Origin of the sequence: Agrobacterium sp. lyk4-40-TYG-31 (assembly GCF_030209855.1) — a bacterium.
Taxonomy (GTDB): Bacteria; Pseudomonadota; Alphaproteobacteria; order Rhizobiales; family Rhizobiaceae; genus Agrobacterium; species Agrobacterium vaccinii.
In genome coordinates this window covers 128,678-146,870 of record NZ_JARVRE010000019.1, presented here as the reverse complement: position 1 = coordinate 146,870, position 18,193 = coordinate 128,678, and the positions used below count along the sequence as shown (strand labels likewise).

The 18,193-nt window shown below is 56.1% G+C and carries 15 protein-coding genes and 1 pseudogene; 6 read left to right on the top strand and 10 right to left on the bottom strand.

Annotated features, from left to right (window positions below; translation table 11 throughout):
- Positions 1 to 66: 66 nt before the first annotated feature.
- The 3 genes from QRN55_RS23175 to QRN55_RS23165 all read right to left on the bottom strand — a co-directional run bounded on the left by QRN55_RS23175 (position 67) and on the right by QRN55_RS23165 (position 3,168).
- Complete coding sequence (locus tag QRN55_RS23175; protein WP_284778447.1) at positions 67 to 354, bottom strand: hypothetical protein; 288 nt, start codon at positions 352 to 354, stop codon at positions 67 to 69.
- Between the two features lie 99 nt (positions 355 to 453).
- Positions 454 to 2,148 (bottom strand): coiled-coil domain-containing protein, encoded by a 1,695-nt coding sequence (locus tag QRN55_RS23170; RefSeq protein WP_284778446.1) that lies wholly within the window; start codon positions 2,146 to 2,148, stop codon positions 454 to 456.
- 51 nt (positions 2,149 to 2,199) lie between these two features.
- Positions 2,200 to 3,168, bottom strand: a complete 969-nt coding sequence (locus QRN55_RS23165; RefSeq protein WP_284778445.1) for a dsDNA nuclease domain-containing protein — start codon at positions 3,166 to 3,168, stop codon at positions 2,200 to 2,202.
- A gap of 502 nt (positions 3,169 to 3,670) precedes the next feature.
- On the opposite strand from QRN55_RS23165, the gene QRN55_RS23160 reads away from it, so the two are divergent.
- The 3 genes and pseudogenes from QRN55_RS23160 to QRN55_RS23150 all read left to right on the top strand — a co-directional run bounded on the left by QRN55_RS23160 (position 3,671) and on the right by QRN55_RS23150 (position 8,829).
- Positions 3,671 to 5,407, top strand: a complete 1,737-nt coding sequence (locus QRN55_RS23160; RefSeq protein WP_284778444.1) for a COG3904 family protein — start codon at positions 3,671 to 3,673, stop codon at positions 5,405 to 5,407.
- 212 nt (positions 5,408 to 5,619) lie between these two features.
- A pseudogene (locus tag QRN55_RS23155) lies at positions 5,620 to 7,311 on the top strand (helix-hairpin-helix domain-containing protein); the annotation flags it as partial.
- A gap of 33 nt (positions 7,312 to 7,344) precedes the next feature.
- A complete protein-coding gene (locus tag QRN55_RS23150; protein WP_284778443.1) occupies positions 7,345 to 8,829 on the top strand; it encodes a hypothetical protein in 1,485 nt (494 codons plus the stop codon).
- A gap of 18 nt (positions 8,830 to 8,847) precedes the next feature.
- Here QRN55_RS23150 and QRN55_RS23145 read toward each other — a convergent pair whose 3' ends face one another.
- The 3 genes from QRN55_RS23145 to QRN55_RS23135 all read right to left on the bottom strand — a co-directional run bounded on the left by QRN55_RS23145 (position 8,848) and on the right by QRN55_RS23135 (position 11,906).
- Positions 8,848 to 9,051 carry a hypothetical protein gene (locus QRN55_RS23145; protein WP_284778442.1) on the bottom strand — a complete coding sequence of 68 codons (204 nt, stop codon included), beginning with the start codon at positions 9,049 to 9,051 and terminating at the stop codon, positions 8,848 to 8,850.
- Positions 9,052 to 9,432: 381 nt separating this feature from the next.
- Positions 9,433 to 10,935 carry a choline-sulfatase gene (gene betC, locus QRN55_RS23140; RefSeq protein WP_284778441.1) on the bottom strand — a complete coding sequence of 501 codons (1,503 nt, stop codon included), beginning with the start codon at positions 10,933 to 10,935 and terminating at the stop codon, positions 9,433 to 9,435.
- 17 nt (positions 10,936 to 10,952) lie between these two features.
- The gene (locus QRN55_RS23135; RefSeq protein ID WP_284778440.1) at positions 10,953 to 11,906 is read right to left on the bottom strand and encodes a choline ABC transporter substrate-binding protein; all 954 of its coding nucleotides are present in this window, start codon (positions 11,904 to 11,906) and stop codon (positions 10,953 to 10,955) included.
- 94 nt (positions 11,907 to 12,000) lie between these two features.
- Here QRN55_RS23135 and QRN55_RS23130 point away from each other — a divergent pair, with 94 nt between their 5' ends.
- Complete coding sequence (locus QRN55_RS23130; RefSeq protein ID WP_284778439.1) at positions 12,001 to 12,891, top strand: choline sulfate utilization transcriptional regulator; 891 nt, start codon at positions 12,001 to 12,003, stop codon at positions 12,889 to 12,891.
- Between the two features lie 8 nt (positions 12,892 to 12,899).
- Here QRN55_RS23130 and QRN55_RS23125 read toward each other — a convergent pair whose 3' ends face one another.
- Positions 12,900 to 13,742 (bottom strand): AraC family transcriptional regulator, encoded by an 843-nt coding sequence (locus QRN55_RS23125; RefSeq protein ID WP_284778438.1) that lies wholly within the window; start codon positions 13,740 to 13,742, stop codon positions 12,900 to 12,902.
- A gap of 125 nt (positions 13,743 to 13,867) precedes the next feature.
- Between QRN55_RS23125 and QRN55_RS23120 the strand changes: the two genes are divergently transcribed.
- A complete protein-coding gene (locus QRN55_RS23120; RefSeq protein WP_233137642.1) occupies positions 13,868 to 15,073 on the top strand; it encodes an MFS transporter in 1,206 nt (401 codons plus the stop codon).
- A 63-nt stretch (positions 15,074 to 15,136) separates the two neighbouring features.
- Here QRN55_RS23120 and minE read toward each other — a convergent pair whose 3' ends face one another.
- Genes minE through minC form a run of 3 tightly spaced genes read right to left on the bottom strand, consistent with a single transcriptional unit; the run spans position 15,137 to position 16,974 of the window.
- Complete coding sequence (gene minE, locus QRN55_RS23115) at positions 15,137 to 15,397, bottom strand: cell division topological specificity factor MinE (RefSeq protein WP_045229302.1); 261 nt, start codon at positions 15,395 to 15,397, stop codon at positions 15,137 to 15,139.
- Positions 15,394 to 16,206 carry a septum site-determining protein MinD gene (gene minD, locus QRN55_RS23110; protein ID WP_045229301.1) on the bottom strand — a complete coding sequence of 271 codons (813 nt, stop codon included), beginning with the start codon at positions 16,204 to 16,206 and terminating at the stop codon, positions 15,394 to 15,396. Before minD ends, minE begins: the two co-directional genes overlap by 4 nt.
- A gap of 30 nt (positions 16,207 to 16,236) precedes the next feature.
- A complete protein-coding gene (gene minC, locus QRN55_RS23105) occupies positions 16,237 to 16,974 on the bottom strand; it encodes a septum site-determining protein MinC (RefSeq protein ID WP_284778437.1) in 738 nt (245 codons plus the stop codon).
- Positions 16,975 to 17,313: 339 nt separating this feature from the next.
- Here minC and QRN55_RS23100 point away from each other — a divergent pair, with 339 nt between their 5' ends.
- Positions 17,314 to 18,087 (top strand): amino acid ABC transporter substrate-binding protein, encoded by a 774-nt coding sequence (locus QRN55_RS23100; protein WP_284778436.1) that lies wholly within the window; start codon positions 17,314 to 17,316, stop codon positions 18,085 to 18,087.
- The last annotated feature ends 106 nt before the right edge of the window (positions 18,088 to 18,193 follow it).

Genomic DNA, 18,193 nt, shown 5'->3' with positions numbered 1-18,193 from the left:
AGCGTGCTGATAGCACAGGGTAAAAATACCCTGTGCTACGTCGGGGAATTCACTCGCTGGCGGACATCAATTTGTGGATTCAAAATTTTCAACGATGGCAAAAGACACACCGTTCAGCGCGGTTAGACGTGTTCTGTGGAAGATGCGAACGTGATAAGTCCTGATCCATTTCAATGTCGCGTCGATCACCACTTCGATGTCCGTTGCCTCCTCGATGGCGTCTAAGGCTTCTTCCTTGTACTTGAAGTCCTGTGTCCTTAGCTTGGCTTTGGTGCCCAATGACACCAAATCACCGTGCGCGACGTCGAGGTAGGACATCCAATAGTCATTGTCGAAATCAGTGATCAGCGGCATGCAGCCCCCTATTTGAGTAACTGGTTCGATAATTTAAAAGAGAAGATGTCAAACGGGAGAGAGACCCCAGCTACGTTCCCGCCCGACCCTTTTTACATCTCACGCCTGCATCTGGGCTAGAAATGGCTGGAGGCGGGATTGAATTTCGGAGAAGTACGATTCCTTTAGGACCGACAGCTTTTCGTCAAACTCGATAACCATTCCGTCCTCTATCTCGACCTCGTGGAGGGACACGGTCCCGAGAATTGTTTGGCCATCCTCAGGACGTTCCGAAAAGATCAGCTTGATCATCTTCGCGACGTTGACGTCATCTTGGTCCTGTTGATTTGGACTGTCGAATATGGCCGGAGCGGTAAAGGCTTTCGAGTACTTATGGACTGTTTGAAGAAAAGCTAGATCGTAGGCTAGGACTGCTCGAGGGAGGTCGCTCCCCGATTCCTTGGCACGCCCGTCGATTTTCGAAGCCACTGCGTGATCGATTTTCTTGACGTCGAGTTCCTCCAAGTATTTCAACATCAATTCAGCAAAAAAACCTTCAATGTCATCCTTCTGGGCAAGTTTCTTGAGTTCCTTCATCTCAATGTCGATAGCCGAGATTTCCGCTACAAGCCTTCCAACCTGCTCATCTAGTTCACGAATCTGCTCATCAAGCATGCTGCGGGCTGTTCGTTTTCCTTCTGATTGGATGATTTCGCCGATCGAAACGTCACTCTTGCGCTCCGCAAGCAGCGTCTGCAGTTGATCAAGAAAAGCGTCTACGTCGTGTACGCTGCGAGCGGCAACGGTCGCCACTTCAGCGAGCTTCAGGAGCTTTTCCCTACTCGATGTCAGAAACTCAAAACAAGCTTCCCGATCATCGAGAATGCCGAAGCGGTTTGCGAAACCGTTTTCATGCGAGGTCCCGCACGTCGGACAAAGAACTTCTTCGGCGTCGAGCGCCGCTGCATATGTCGCGTCTTTTTCGAGCTCAGAAATCGCCTGACGTGCGATTTTAACTTGGCTTTCCAGCGACTGTCGTTGGTCGAGGACATCAGCCAGTTCCGCTGCGCGCCTCTGGCGGACGGCCCTGATCTTCATCATGTGGGCAAGTATCTGCTCGACCGATTGCTCATGCTCAGGCGCATTCAACTCAAGCCCGGTGAATGTGACCTCGATCCCGAGTTTTTCGATCGCCTTTGCAACCGCCTTGCGGTCGCGGGAAATCTCGTCTTGGTCGAGCGCGAGCTTCCGTTTTTCCGCAGCCAGCTCGTAATAGTCGTTTCCGAGTATACCGGAGTGGTACTCGATTATCGATTGCCTGAAGTCCGGATATTGCCCGAGATAGTCGAACGAATTGAATGCACGCTCCCAACCACCCTCCTGGTTAACGTAGAATGGCAGGAAAGCGTACGCCGGAGGCGGCATCTCAGGCTGTCCGCTACGCCCATTGAGGACTAGCCGGAAGTCAATCAGGTCTGCGATAAACGGGGCCAAGTCCTTTGTCACGCTTGCCGTGGATAGAAGAAGCTTCCCGTCTCCGTCAAATATCCCGAACGTATCCCGACTGCGGAGGATCGAGTACGGGGTGCCATCGATATTGAATGACACCATGGCTTTGACATTGGCGTCTCGCCACGCTTTGTGGATCGATTTCGGCTCGGCACCGAAAGCCCAATACAGGGACTTGATGACCGAAGATTTGCCGACGTCATTTGCTCCCTTGATGACTGTTATTCTGGGGTGAAACTTGATCGCTCGGGCTTTGTTCTCGACGAGAGACAGTAATTCCAGCTTTTCGAAGCGCAAGCTTTTCATCGTTCTTTTTTCTCAGATTTCGGATTAGAAGTTGGAATTTTTCGGAGCTGATCATCGCATGAACTCGTATAGTATGATGGCGTGCACAAAGGCTGGCCGCGGCGGTCCGAATTGGATTTCAACCAACGGGCCGACAGCGGAAGCCGCCTGAATGACCCCCTCCATCAAAGTATTGGCCGCATTGACGATGGGTTCAACGATATTTTTCACTTCGTCGCCGAAACGAAGCATGGAGACGTGAATACGCTCGCGTCTCGCCATTTCGTAGTTTCTCCATTCCCGTTCAAGTTCCATCTCCTCCCGCCAGCCGAGGTGGAGGTGAGGCTGCGCCGCGCTGAAATTTGGACGCCGTTCTCGCCTGTGTCTGAAAGACTCGATCTTTGCCTCGAAGCCTGCTCTAGTCACGAATTTTGACGTGAGCAGTTCTTCTAGCCCGTCGAGATCGGACAGTCGGCGGGATTTGCGTCGGCACTCGTCTGACATCATCAGATAGAATGTGCGGGCATCTTCCCCGCTGCCAACTGCGCCTTCGAGAAAGTGCGTAAACTCCCCAACAAGGGTCGCGTCGAAATTCGAGATATTGAGCGTACTTTGCAGGAATCTGAATAGCGGAAGGTGATTCTGGGCGGTAAAATTCGCCTGCTCTTGTGCAAGCGCAGCTACGAATTTTTCGAGTTTTTGTGGTTTTGCTGAACCGAAGGATATTTCTTCATTGCCGTGATGGGCGTCAGTCAGAGCTTGGTTGGTGACGAAAACGACTTTTTCAACACCATCCCCGAACTTGACGACAGTGTCGAACATTCGGCCCGCATAGGACGATCTGCCCACCGCACCCCCGCGCAGCTGACTAATTTTCGCAAGTGACCACGTCGCTTTCTCGGAGGTCTTGACCTGGTAAAATCGAAGATTGGTGGGGGCAATCGCGCTATCGAGTTCAGCGATGTCATCATGAAACTCAAAAGCAAGGGCGTAGTCGTCGGCCGTGGCGTGCAACTTCAGAAGGCGGATAATATCCCCCACGCTGTCTGATAATCAAAGGCGTTGTAGGCTTTGCTGCCGGCATTCTCTCGTTCCGGCGTTTTCATCAAGTCTTCGATTATCGTCACGGCTACTCCCTCGAATCACCGTCTTAAAAGCGGTTGTACCGTATCGGCTATTTCGCGCGAAGGATAGCGCAGCGCTCGGACATCACAAGAAGCACGACGATGATGGAACTTTTACTGCTCACGCACCGCGGACCTGCTTCTTCAACAGGGCACCCGGATGGCGAAGGCCAGCTAGAGGTGATGTGAAATTAATCTGACAACAGAGTAATTTTCTTTGCCTCCACCATAATTCTTTGGTCTTTTCGTTCTTGTTTGCGGAACTAACTATTGGGCCATATACCACTAAGTCATATTCCAGGTCGTGCCGCGATACCCTCAACGGTATGTACATATGGGAAGAATATCTCGACTCGACCATTGCACTCGAAGATTGACACGATAGCATACGTCTCGCGAGGGATCAGGGGGCTGTGATCGTGTATAAACGTCTATTGTTTTTTGCGATTGCTGCATCGACTGCGCTTTGGTGTAGAGCCGCCTATGCGGATGTCACCATCGAGCGTGTGCCGATAGAGAGTTCGTCTCCGATTCTCCTGCTCAAAGGCGAATTCACCCCGACTGACAACCCTGACTTACTTGCCAACGAAGTTGCGACGAGTGGGGCCAAGTTAATCACCTTCAATAGCGACGGTGGCAACGTCGTTAAGGCGATGGCCTACGGGCGGATGATCAGATCGCTTGGACTGTCCACCTTACAGTTGAGATCGTCCCAATGCGCATCCGCCTGTGCATTGGCATTCGTGGGAGGTGCAATCCGACAGGCTGAGCCAGGAGCGATCGGCGTGCACCAGTCGTCGTTCTCCCCAGACACAGAGATTGAAGGCCGGACAGCGGTGGCGGCGGTTCAAGCGCTTACAGCCCAGATTATGACGTATCTGTTGGAAATGGATGTTGACCCTAAATTGCTCCAGTTGAGCCTATCCGTTCCTAGTGACGACATGCGTTATCTCACCGCCAGCGAAATGCAGAATTTCGGGGTAACCAAAGGTACTCTCACAGGGATGACCGAGCGGGTGCCGACTGTCGCTGAGCAATCAAATGTAGCGGTGACGACCCCTGAAAAAGACGACACACCTTCGCCGACCGTTGAACAGAGAGCCATTGCATTCGTAAACGACTATCACGACGCGTGGTCACGCGGAAACAGAGACGCACTTGCTTTCATGGAAAAGGCATATGCCGAGACCGTGGAATTTTATGGCAAGGCGACATCACGAGCCACCGTCATGGGTGAGAAACTTGACTTTGCCTCGCGGTGGCCGATCCGGGCCTACAGCGTGAAGTCGGGTTCAACAAAAGTGACTTGCCACGACACCTGTAAGGTCGAGGGGGTGGTTGACTGGTTTGCGAAACGCGACGTCGGAGACCGAGTGTCTTCAGGGACGGCGGAATTTACTGTTGTGTGGGACCAGGTCACTGGGACGATCCGTTCCGAGACCGGAAAGGTCATCCAGTCCGACAAGGGTGTTTCAGGACCGGTCCGTTTGATATCCCAATGGCAAGATGAAAACGGATCGTGCCGTGGTGGTAGCGGAGACTCGCCACAGACCATGGCGGCCTGCGAACGACGCGAAGCCATTGGAACCAAGTTACAGACCGTCGGCTGGTGTTATGGTCGCGACGGCGAATACGGGTATCAAATGCAATGGCATGCCTGCGGGATGACCTCGAACCGTCCAGAGGGAGCGGTGGCCGCTGCAAAATCGAGCATCTCCAGGCCAAACCCGGCGAGCTTTCCGGTTCCCGCTCGGTTTGCGGGAAAGACCGTGATGCCGGATTTCAGAGGCCGTGATCGCGAATTTAACAGCTTCAGAACACGTATTCGCGACGGAATGCGTGAAGGTCCGAATTTCGCAGGCCGTTATACCCTGATCCAGATCGGCTGCGGTGCCGGCTGCTCGTTTGTCATTCTCGCAGACAACCAGACAGGTCGTCCTGCTTCGTTTCCCCGTGGAGGGGAAGAGCATATGTATCTGAGCCTGGACTATCGTCGCGATAGCCGCCTGGTCGCTACCCAGTGGCTGAACAACGAGACCAGAACATGCGTCGTTGAATTCTTCGATTTCGATAAGGACGCCTTTAAGCCAATCAGCAAAACCGAGATTGGTAACGAGGAAGCCTGCAATAGAACGGCAGCTGAAAACCTGCGTTAAGACCAAGTCGCAGGAGGACGTCTCGCTGGCGACGGCGCAGGCATTCGGCCAGCCCTCGCAAATCAAAAGCTCCGCGGAGCATCCCTTGATTTTAGGCTGGCTTCGCACCTGTCCATCCCGCCAACGCACATCCGATCGCAGGCACCTACGACGACCCGGCGGACGCGAGATATCGGTGCCGATGCCTTGAAGCGCCGAACCGTCCTCTCTCGATCGAGTTCGGTATGCTGACCTGCATGTCGAAGGCGTTCGCCTTGATCAAAGAACACAAGAACGACACGATCGAACTCGCGAACATCAAGCAGGAAGACAACGCAACCTACGCCATGATCCGAAAGGCCGACACGCTGGGGACCTTCCAAGTGGAGTCGCGAGCCCAGATGTCCATGTTGCCGAGGCTCAAGCCCGGAACCTTTTATGACCTTGTCATCCAGGTTGCGATCGTGAGACCCGGCCCTATCCAGGGCGACATGGTCCATCCCTACTTGCGTCGCCGCGAAGGGAGGGAGGCCGTTGATTACCCGACCCCGGAGCTGGAGGCGGTTCTGGGGAAGACCCTTGGCGTTCCGCTTTTCCAGGAAAGCGCTATGAGGGTGGCAATGGTATGCGCCGGGTTTACCGCTGGCGAGGCCGACCAGCTTCGCAAATCCATGGCCACCTTTAAATTCACCGGCGGCGTGTCGCGCTTCAAGACAAAGCTTGTCGACGGCATGGTCCGCAACGGCTACACGGCCGACTTCGCCGAGAAAACGTTTTTCCAGTTGGAAGGATTTGGCTCCTATGGGTTTCCCGAATCCCACGCCGCCTCGTTCGCACTTATCTCCTACGCCTCATGCTATATCAAATGCCATTTCCCCGACGTGTTCTGCGCCGCGCTCTTAAACTCGCAACCGATGGGTTTCTACGCGCCTGCGCAGATCGTGGCGGATGCGCGCGCGCACGGTGTTGAAGTACGTCCTGTCTGTCTGAATGCAAGCCGTTGGGACTGTACGATGGAAGCCATCCCCGGCACCGAGCGCCACGCCGTTCGTCTCGGGATGCGAATGGTGAAGAGTCTGGCCATGCGCGACGCGGCCCGCATCGCTGTCGCCCGCGCCGACCAGCCATTCGTCTCCGCCGACGATGTCTGGCGGCGGCAGGGAGTGCCGACCGAAGCCTTGGTCCAGCTTGCAGAAGCGGATGCCTTCAGGCCGTCGATGAAGCTCGAGCGCCGTGATGCCCTGTGGGCGCTCAAGGCACTGCGCAACGATCCGCTACCTCTGTTCGCGGCAGCCGCCCAGCGCGAAGCCGAGACGATCCCGGAAATGGTCGAACCCGAAGTTTCGCTGGTCCCCATGGTTGAGGGCCGACAGGTCGTAGAGGATTACGGACACACGGGACTGACGCTGCGGGATCACCCCATGAGCTTCCTACGAGAGGACTTGAGGCGAAAGAACATCGTCACCTGCGCAGAGGCGGCAGTCCAGCACGACGGCAAATGGCTTTGGACTGCGGGCATCGTCCTAGTCCGTCAGAAACCGGGAAGCGCCAAGGGGGTGATGTTCGCGACGATCGAGGACGAGACGGGCGTCGTGAACGTCGTCATCTGGCCATCGCTATTTGAACGCCAAAGGCGGGTCGTCCTGTCGGCTTCGATGCTGGGCGTGAACGGGAAGATACAACGGGAGGGCGACGTGGTTCACCTGGTCGCCCAGCGTCTATTCGATTTCTCCAGTAACCTCAGCAGCCTCGGCGAACGCGACACGGCGTTCCCATTGCAACACGGGCGCGGCGACGAGTTCTCGCGAGGGGGTGGTGGTCCCGATCCCAGAGACAACCCGAAGCCTGCCGTTCCAGCAAGGGACATCTTCATACCGGACCTGCACATTGACACGCTGAAGGTGAAGGCGCGGAATTTTCAGTGAGGAAGGCCGGATATCGTCGACGCCAATTTCGGCATGGTGCTTCCTGACGAGCTCCGCACCGATGATTTCCTTGGGCGGTTATGCTGGGCTAATAGCGGCTGCTTCGGTGAGATCATCGCGGCGATTAAAGGGGCATGCTCCCTGGCTAAAAGCAGGAGCAAGGACACGGTCGATCTGCGCGCCTTTGCCTTCAACTACTCTCGGAACAGCGGGTGCCTGCCGAGCGACAACAGCCGACAACCGCAGCTCGACCGATATCTTCGTGACCGGCTGATCAGAAGTGGCGGAGACGGCTTTCTTGACCAACTCGACGTCCATGTTGCCGCCGAGTTATCCCGCTATATTGGAGAATTTGTAGCGCTTCACGGCGTGGCGGAGTGGATGCGCGAAGAGAGTGACCATGCGGAATGGGGCTATACCTTGTCCATGCGCGGAGAGGAGGAAATCCGCCGTGTCCTTGCAGAGGTGATTGACTGCAAGCGACCCATGGTGAAGCACGGCACAACGGTACTTGGACCCATGCACAGGTGGTTGGGCCGTAACAAGGAAAAGGACGCATACGAGAATGTCGTAAACCTGGTACAGGATGTCATCGAGCGCAATATGCCGTTTGGCGATGGGCAGACGATCTTTAGACCCGTTCGAAAGCGATACCTTCATTGTTTGATCTCCGCTCAGGACGAGTACGGTCTTACCCCCGATCGGATCAGGGCTCTGGTAAAGGCAAACGATCCCCAATTCCGTGATGGTCTCTCAGATTCCTGCAGCTACTTCGATGCAGCTGCGTTGCATCCCGTATTACAAGCCGCATGCGAAACACTGACGAGTAAGGAGGTATCTGAGGTGTTGGGAATCCGTGAGAACCGTGTGTCCGACCTTCTGGAAGCCGGAGTTCTAAAGCAAGTGGAGACACGTGCGGACGGCGAACGTAACTTCACGCGCATTCCAAAATCAGCGGTGGTCGAGTTGATCCATCACCTTGAGACAAAGCTTGCGGTGACCGATGGAAACGATGACGGTATTTCACTGTCTGAGGCTGCCAGATTATGGGGGCGTCCGTTTAGGATGATTGTCGGCATGCTAATCGAAGGGAAGCTAAAGGCCTGCGCCATCCCAGGGAGCGAGCCCATTCTTCAACGGGCGAGAGTAAAGGCCGATGCGCTCAGAGTTGAGGTCGGTCCAACAGCGGGAAGCGACGACGAACTGATGAGGCTCAAGGAAGTGATGTCTCAACTCGGTACGACGACCGGCACAGTCACGGAACTTATCAAGCGGTGCTATCTCCGACCACGGCTCCTGCGCCGTGACACAGTACGGAAAGTAACGTTCATCGAGAGGCGATCGGTGCTTGAATTTCAAGAGAGCTATGTTTCACTGACGCAGATCGCGAAATCTCGCCAAAGCTACAGGGCCGCGATCAAAGCAGAACTCGACCAAGCCGGAATCTCACCGATCTTCGAACCCGAATGGTCAATCGCCCGCTTCTACAAAAGATCAGACATTGTGCATTTCATGTAGAGCCGCACTCCACATCGGCTAGATAGCCATCTTCTGAAACCCGCTCCGGCGGGTTTCTTTTTGACTTGCTTCCAGACGTGCCCTATTCAAATGCAACCGAATGCCCGCTTTGGTTTGGAAGTCATAGAAAATATGCAATGAATTCAATGGTGAGATGCGCGAAAAAGGAAGAACCAAAGCAGCGTGATCACCAACCGCCTCCATCAGGAGCGCCGTCAGCATTAGGAATGGCGTCCACGAGAGGATTCGAACCTCCGACCCCAGGATTCATACCACTTCGACTTTCGCCGCCGCTTCCGCGTTCGTGGTCTGGACTGTCCCTTCACCGTGGGCCGAGGCCTTTAGGTGTTGCCCATCCAGTCTCTACACCTTCAACGGATTTCTCCGAAGCTTGGCTCGGGATTGGCATGCTGAGAGTTCAGCGAAGCGTTCCCCGACTTTGAGCAAATCGACTGCACCCTTTCGGTGCGCAGCCCCCAATTTACAACCAGGAATCCTGTGCTCTATCCTACTGAGCTACGTGGACATTTCAGTTGTTTCACGGCGCTTGGATACCCCATTGGAGCGAATTCGGCAACGCCCTTTTCGAATATTGCCCGTGCTTCATTCGCCACGGGGAAAACGCTGGTTTTCTTCGAGGACGTTGAGGTCCATGTGATTTCGCATGTAGCGTTCGGACGCTTTCTGCAATGGCTGGTAATCCCACGGATAATAGGCGCCGTTGCGCAGTGCCTTGTAGACGACCCAGCGGCGGGCCTGACTCTCGCGGACGGACCTGTCGAATGCGGGCAAGTCCCAGCGGTTGCGGACTTGCTCCAACAGAGAAGCAAGTGTGGCCTCGTAATCTGGTTGGACGGCCAGATTGTTCAGTTCGTGCGGATCGGCCTCGATGTCGAACAGCAGCGGTGGGTCCTGTTCGCAGATGGTGAGCTTGTAACGGCCATCGCGGATGGCAACGAGCGGCGCTCTTGAGCCTTCGGCGGCATATTCCATCGGCACCGGGCCACGGGTGGCAAAGGTGGAAAGGTCCTCGCCGTCGGTCCATTGTTTCAGGACGGACATATCCAGCCCTGCCAATGCGCACAGTGTCGGCGTGACATCGAGGGTGGACACAGGCGTGTCTATCCGTCCTGCGTCCATGGAGGGTGCCGCGATCATCAAGGGAACACGGGAAGAGCCTTCGAAGAAATTCATCTTGAACCACAGGCCACGCTCGCCCAGCATGTCGCCGTGATCGGACAGAAACAGGATGGTGGTGTTGTCCTCCATCCGCGTGCGTTTCAGCACATCAAGAAGCTCGCCGATTTTCTCGTCGATGTAGGAAATATTCGCAAAATACCCTTGCCGCGCTCGCCTCACCTGCTCGCGACTGATATCGAACGCACGGTGATCGCAGGCTTCCAGCAGCCGCTGCGAATGTTGATCCTGCTGCGCAAAGGGCAGCGCATCGACCTTCGGGTCCAGCGCCGGGCAATCGTCGTAAAGGTCCCAGAACCTCTTGCGTGCGACGTAGGGATCATGCGGATGCGTGAAGCTGACGGTCAGGCACCAGGGGCGTTCGTCCAGCCCGCGCGAGAGATCGTAGAGTTTGCGGGTCGCGTGGTAAGCGACCTCGTCATCATATTCCATCTGATTGGTGATCTCAGCGACACCGGCGCCGGTAACGGAGCCGAGATTGTGGTACCACCAGTCGATCCGCTCGCCCGGCTTGGTGTAGTCAGGCGTCCAGCCGAAATCCGCAGGATAGATGTCCGTCGTCAAACGCTCCTCGAAACCATGCATCTGGTCGGGACCGACGAAATGCATCTTTCCTGAGAGGCCGGTGTAGTACCCGGCGGAGCGCAGATGGTGAGCATAGGTCGGAATGTCGGAGGCGAATTCGGCGGCATTGTCATAGACGCGGGTTCGGCTGGGCAATTGCCCGGACATGAAAGACGCGCGCGCGGGTGCGCATAGAGGACTTGCCGTATAGGTGTTAGCGAAGCGCGTGGAGCGCTCCGCCAAGGCTTTGAGATGTGGCGCATGAAGAAAATCCGCCGGTCCATCAGGAAAGAACGTGCCGTTCAACTGATCGACCATGAGGATGAGGAAATTCTGACGCGCCATGCAATATTATCCTGAAATCAAAGACCGACAGCAGCCTTTACCGCGTCGCTGCCCGGTTTGCCATCGAGTGTCGTAACACCCGATAGCCACGTGTCGAGAACCTGCGGGTTGGCTTTCAACCAAGCGGATGCGGCATCGGGTGCCGTCTGGCCGTCCAGAATCTCACCCATCAGCTTGTTTTCCATGCCGACATCGAACTTCAGATTCTTGAACAGGGTGGCAGCGTTGGGGCACTGCGCGGTCCAGCCGGTGCGGGCAAGGGTGTAAACCTGGGCGCCGCCGTAGTTCGGGCCGAAATAATCGTCACCGCCGGAAAGATATTCGATTGAGAATTTCTCGTTCATCGGGTGCGGTGCCCAGGCAAGGAACACGACGCCCTTCTTGGATTTTCCAGCGCGCTCAACCTGCGAAAGCATGGCTTGCTCGCCGGATTCGACCAGCTCCCAGCCCTTCAGGCCGAATTTCTCGTCGGCGATAATCTTCTGGATATTCTGGTTTGCAGGCGCACCCGGCTCAATGCCGTAGATCTTGTGGTCGAATTCATCGCCATGTTTTGCTAGATCGGCGAACGTTTTGATGCCCTTTTCCGCCATGTAAGAGGGCACGGCGAGGGTGAATTTGGCACCTTCAAGGTTCTGGCCGATCACGTCCACAGCCTTTGCCGCCGTTAGATCATCGATGAAGGATTTCTGTGCTGGCATCCAGTTACCGAGGAACACATCGATTTCGCGGTTTTTCATCGCCTGATAGCCAATCGGCACCGAAAGCGTCTTCACATCGGGCGTATAGCCGAGTGCAGTCAGGACAACGGATGCCACACCATTGGTGGCGGTGATATCCGTCCAGCCGGGATCGCTGAGGCGGATCGTCTTGCAGCTCGCGTCGTCTGCGGCCTGCGCGTTGCCAGCAAAACAGGCAGCCATGAGAAGGAGGCCTGACGCTATCTGCCCAATACGAGAGTTCCTGATCATTGCTGTTCTCCGGTTATTCGAGAATTTTAGTGAACAACGGATTGATCTCTGTCGTGAAGCAGATCATTTTCGATATCTGATAAAAGGATTTTTTATGGCAGACAGGCCGGTCGATCTGGGATGGATGAGGGTGCTGATGGAAATCGGCAAGCGTGGCAGCCTGACTGCGGCTGCGCAGGAGCTGGGCCTGACCCAGCCAGCGGTCAGTTACCAGATGCGACGACTGGAAGAGCAATTGGCCACCCGCTTGCTCACGCGTCAGCATCGCGGCGTGGAACTGACCCCGGAGGGGCGTCGCCTGTGCGATCTCGTCAGCCAGCAGGTCAGCGAGATCGACCGTTTAACCGACGACTTCAAGGCCCATGAAAGGCCGACAGTTCGGCTACACACCGACTACGCATTTTCGTCGCTGTGGCTCATTCCGCGCATGCAGGATTTTCGCGCGCGCCATCCTGATATCAACATCCAGATTGCCGCGTCGCAAAACCCGCGCCGTCAGACTGCGGGTGACAATGATGTGCTGGTCATCTTCAGCACGCAGCTCGAAGCGGGAAGTGATGCGACGCTGATTCTGCCGGAAAAAGTCCGCCCCGTCTGCGCGCCGGGGTTTCTGGACAACCTGGCCGAAAAGGATGTGCCGCAGCAGCTTTCCGCCAGCAAGCTCATCCATCTGGAAAGCTCCTGGGCCTCCACATGGCATGATTGGCCGAGTTATTTCGCAGGCATCGGCGTCAAGAGACAATTCGGTGAAGAAAAAGGCGACATCAGTTTCAACACCTATTCCCTCGTGGTCCAGTCAGCCATCACCCATCAGGGCGTGGCGCTGGGCTGGGCCGGACTGGTGGATGACTTGGTGCAAAGCGGCGCCCTGGTCGGCGTCGGCCCTACGCTGGAAGCGCCCGATCGCGGCTATTGGCTGGTGGGCTCCAAGGGTAGGAAAGCCGCTGCGGGCAAGCTGATCGATTGGCTTTTGCAACAGGCCTGATAGGTCCCTCACATCGCCACACCGGGTCGCGAACGCTTCAAGCCCGATGATTTGAGATAAGCGCTGGGTGAACTGCCCAACATACGCCGGAACATGGTGGTGAAGGCGGAGACATTTTCGTAACCGGCATCCAGCGCCACATTCGTCACGGTTTCGCCGCTCGCCAGCCGCGGCAGGGAGGCGAAAATGCAGGCCTGCTGCCGCCACGTCACGAAACTGACACCGGTTTCCGCGCGAAACAGGCGCGTGAAGCTTCTACGGCTCATGCCCAATGTCTGCGCCCAGTCATCGATGCTGGCATTGGCGGCGGGCGCGTTCAAAAAGCGACGACACAGCCCGGCAATGCTGGCATGGGCGGGAAAAGGAAGTCCCAGCGGCTGTTCAGGAAGGACGCTGATTTCATCCACCAGAAGCTCCATCACCAGTTCGCGGCGTCTGGTATTTTGTCGTCTGGAATCATCGCGAACGAGTTCTTCGATGAGATTGCCCGCAAGAACGGTCACCTCCACCACGCGCGGTCGCTCCGTAGCGATGACGTCTGGGTGGACATATACGGAATGCATCTCCACCTGGCTGATCATTTCGCTGGAATGCTCCAGTCCGGCTGGAATGATCAGGCCATGGCCAGGCGGTATCATCCAACGTCCTTTCGCTGTGCCAACGATGACCACACCACTGCGGGCAAACCACAGCTGTGTCTTGCGGTGCGAGTGAACAGGGCTCTGAAAACCTTCGGGATAAAGACGACGAAGCGCCAGCACCGATTCATTGTTCCCATCGATGAAGCTCAGCATTTCCTCATGCTGGTCACCGCTCAGAAAGCCGAGTTCTTCGAAATCATAGCGCGGCATTTTGGCCCACTCGCGTAAAAACTAGACCACAGCACAAAAGCAGGCCGCAAACAATGCGCCTATAAGGCCCGCTTAGTATTCCATAACAAAATACCGTCTGACGACGACGATCTGGAGAGAAACCCATGGCGAGTGTGACCAGCACGAGCTTTTCCGCTGAAAAAACGACGTTTTCGATCATCGCTGCTGCAAGCTTCTGCCACATGCTCAACGATATCATGCAGTCGCTGCTGACATCGCTTTATCCGCTTCTCAAGGCAAATTACGCACTGGATTTCGTCCAGATCGGCTTTTTGACCTTTGCTTTTCAGGTCACGGCGTCGCTGTTGCAACCAGCCGTCGGCATTGCCACGGACAAATGGCCCATGCCGTTCTCGCTGCCGGTCGCCATGCTATCCACCTGCGCCGGTTTGATCACGCTTGCCTATGCACATAGCTTTCCGGTTCTGGTGATTGGCGCATGCCTGATCGGTATCGGCTCGGCCATCTTCCATCCGGAAGCGTCGCGTGTCGCCCGTGTTGCATCGGGCGGTCGCCATGGTCTGGCACAATCCTTCTTTCAGGTCGGCGGCAACACGGGAACGGCGATTGGGCCGCTTCTCGCTGCGTTCGTCGTTTTGCCGATGGGTCAGCAGAGTCTTAGCTGGTTTTCGCTGATCGCCCTTGCCGGATTTGCCGTGCTCTCCTGGGTCAGCGTCTGGTACAGCCGTCACCGCCGCAGCAATGCGGGTCGCCCACCCGTCAGCCGCGCGCTGCCGATGGCAAAAAACAAGGTGTTGATGACACTTGTCGTTCTGCTCATCCTGACCGCGACCAAGAACGCCTATCTGGCAAGTCTGTCCAGCTATTTCACCTTCTACACGATTGAGAAATTCGGTCTTGAGGTCCAAAGCGCACAATTGCTTCTCTTCCTGTTCCTCGGCGCGTCCGCTGCCGGTGTGTTCTTCGGTGGCCCCATCGGTGACAAATTCGGCTCGCGCGTCGTCATCTGGTTCTCGATTCTTGGCGTCATACCGTTCGCGCTGCTTCTGCCTTACGCAAACCTCACATGGACTGCCATTCTTGTAGTGCTGATCGGCTTCGTCTTCTCCTCGGCGTTTTCGGCCATCGTCGTCTTTGCGCAGGAGTTGGTGCCTGGACGCGTGGGCTTGATCGCAGGCATGTTCTTCGGCTTTGCCTTCGGCTTCGGCGGCATCGGCGCCGCTGTCCTCGGCGTGTTCGCAGACCGCGAAGGCATCGAGTTCGTCTACCGCATCTGCTCCTACATGCCGCTTCTGGGCCTGCTCACGGTGTTCCTGCCGCAACTGCCGAGCCGCAGAAAAGCAGCCTGACCGCAAACACAAAAAAGCCGCCCGGATAACAATCCGGGCGGTTTTTCATTTGAAGAGACGTGATCAGGCGGCGCGCAGGCTGGCAGCTAGGGGGATTTCGACGTCGATTTCCAGCAGCGAGACATGCTCGTCGCTGTCCATCTTGACGTGAACCTTGTCGCTATCGATCTGCACGTGCTTGGCGATCACGGCGAGAATTTCTTCCCGCAACAGAGCGACAAGCTCATTGCCCACGCCGTTGCGTTCATGCGCCAGCAGAACCTGCAACCGCTCACGCGCAAGAGGCGCCGATTTTTGTTTGCGGAAAAGGTTGAAGATACTCATGCGGCCCTCCCGAAGAACTTGGCGAAGATGCCACGCTTTTCGCCGGGGATCATCATCGGAACGTCTTCGCCACGCAGACGACGTGCCGCATCGAAATAAGCCATGGCAGGTGGGGACTTAGCGTCTGCCAATGTGACTGGTGCGCCAACGTTGGAGGCGCGCAGAACGTCCATGCTCTCAGGAATGATGCCGATCAGCGGGATCGACAGAATTTCCAGCACGTCTTCGACCTTCAGCATGTCGCCACGCTCTGCACGAACTGAGTCGTAGCGGGTCAGGAGCAGGTGCTTTTCCATCCGCTCGCCGCGTTCGGCCTTTAGCGTCTTGGAATCCAAGAGGCCGATGATGCGATCGGAGTCGCGGACCGACGATACTTCCGGGTTGGTCACCACAACAGCAACATCCGCATGGCGCATGGCCAGCGTCGCGCCACGTTCGATACCGGCAGGGCTATCGCAGATGACCCAGTCGAAATGCTTCTTCAGTTCGCCGATAACCCACTCGACACCCTCGGGCGTCAGATTGTCCTTATCGCGTGTTTGCGAGGCAGGCAGCAGAAACAGCGTGTCGAGACGCTTGTCGCGGATCAGCGCCTGCGGCAGCTTTGCATCGCCCTGGATAACGTTGACCAGATCGTAAACGACGCGGCGTTCCGCACCCATGACGAGATCGAGGTTACGGAGACCGACGTCGAAATCCACGACGACGACCTTTTCCTTGTTCTGTGCCAGCGCCGCACCGAGCGCGGCAGTCGACGTGGTTTTGCCTACGCCTCCCTTGCCGGAAGTAACGACAACTACCTTCCCCATCCTGCTCTCCTGTTTTCTGCCGCTTACGGCTTAATTGAGTTTTTCGGCTTTGATCGTATCGTTTTCCAGCCAGAGCTGAACGGCCTGGCCGCGCAGCTTCGGATCGATATCTTCAGCCACCTTGTAGACACCATCGATGGCCAGCAGCTCGGCTTCCAGCTTCTTGCAGAAAATCCGCGCCGAAGCATTTCCAAGCGAACCCGCCATGGCACGACCACGCAGCGCGCCATAAATGTGGATCGACCCGCCCGCGATGATCTCCGCACCGGACGCAACGGAACCGACAACGGTCACATCACCCTCGGGAAAGATCACCGACTGACCGGAGCGAACCGGCTCGCTGATCATCAGCGACTGCACCGTGCTGCGAATCTCCGTCACCGGAACCCGTACTGGCTCTTCCTCCACCTCGGCTGTGGCAAGAGAGACAGGCTCCACCTCGATATCAGAAGCAGCTTTTCCACCTTTCAGGGCCGGTGGCATGCCCGCCTCGATCATGGACGGGCGTGCGCCTTCGATACCCATGATGGCAACGTTGCGCGAAACGAGTTCGGCTATCAGCCCCTTGAGACCTGCCTTATCGAGTTTCATATCCGCAACATCGAGCACGACGGCACGCGACAGGAAGAAACCGGCAGACCGCGCTGCCAGATCATCGAGCCGCTCCAGCCACTGGTCCAGAGGCTGCTCAGGCGACAGCACGACCGCGAGAAACGATCGGCCTTTTATACGAATTGAGCGTGAGGTGTCTGTTAGCACTTTGGTCATCTTGGTAAACAAATCATTGATAATGAGGTACCGCAAATGTGGTTAATAAATGGTTAACGCGCCCCGTGTCGACCGCTAGAAATTAACCTCAAGGTCACCTTGACAGCGCAAATTCTCGAGAGGCCATATCGCTGATTTTTAAAGTGATTCTGAGCTGCGAGTGAGCACCTGACCCGTTTTTGGAGAGTGCTTATCGGACACTCAACCAAGCGATCCGGGCGAAGCGCTGAGGAAGAGAAAAATATTCTCCCAAGCTGCATCTTTTTGCGTCTTTTTGCCGTTTAAACGGGCAGGATTTATGGGATGAGACGTTATTAGAAATTCCTGAAAGGAACACCGATGAGCTGGCTCAAGACAATCGCAACCGCCGCCGCAGTCAACGCTGCCATTTTCGCACCTTCCTTCGCCGGCGAAAATCTTGACCAGATCAAATCTGCTGGTGTGATCAAGATCGGCACCGAAGGCACCTACGCACCATTTACGTTCCACGATGCCAGCAACAAGCTCGTTGGCTTCGACGTGGAAATTGGCGAAGCCGTCGCCAAGAAGCTGGGCGTGAAGGCCGAATTCGTTGAGGGCAAGTGGGATGGCCTGATTGCCGGTCTCGATTCAAAGCGTTATGACGCCGTCATCAACCAGGTAGGCATCACAGAAGCGCGCAAGCAGAAATATGCTTTCTCCGAGCCCTACATCGCATCGAAGGCCGTTCTGATCGTTAGTGACAAGAATGACGACATCAAGGGTTTCGAAGGCCTGAAGGGCAAGAAGTCCGCACAGTCTCTCACCAGCAACTTTGGCAAGCTGGCCACAGAAGCAGGCGCTGAACTGGTCGGTACGGATGGTTTCGACCAGTCGATCCAGCTTGTTTTGACGGGCCGCGCCGACGCGACGATCAACGACAGCCTTTCCTTCTATGATTTCAAAAAGAAGCAGCCTAACGCTCCGGTCAAGATCGTGGCTGAAAAGGCCGATGCCGACTACTCGGGCATCATCGTGCGCAAGGGCGACGACGATCTGGTGGCGTCCATCAACAAGGCGCTTGCCGACATCAAGACAGACGGCACCTACAAGACAATCTCTGACAAGTATTTCGGTCAGGACGTCTCCAAGTAAGGCGTCGTTACGGGCCTGTTCTCGCTTGCGGAAATAGGCCATGATCAGAACAAGACCAGACAGTCCGGCGTTCGCGCCGGACTTCGTTTTTTTATTGAGGGGCTCG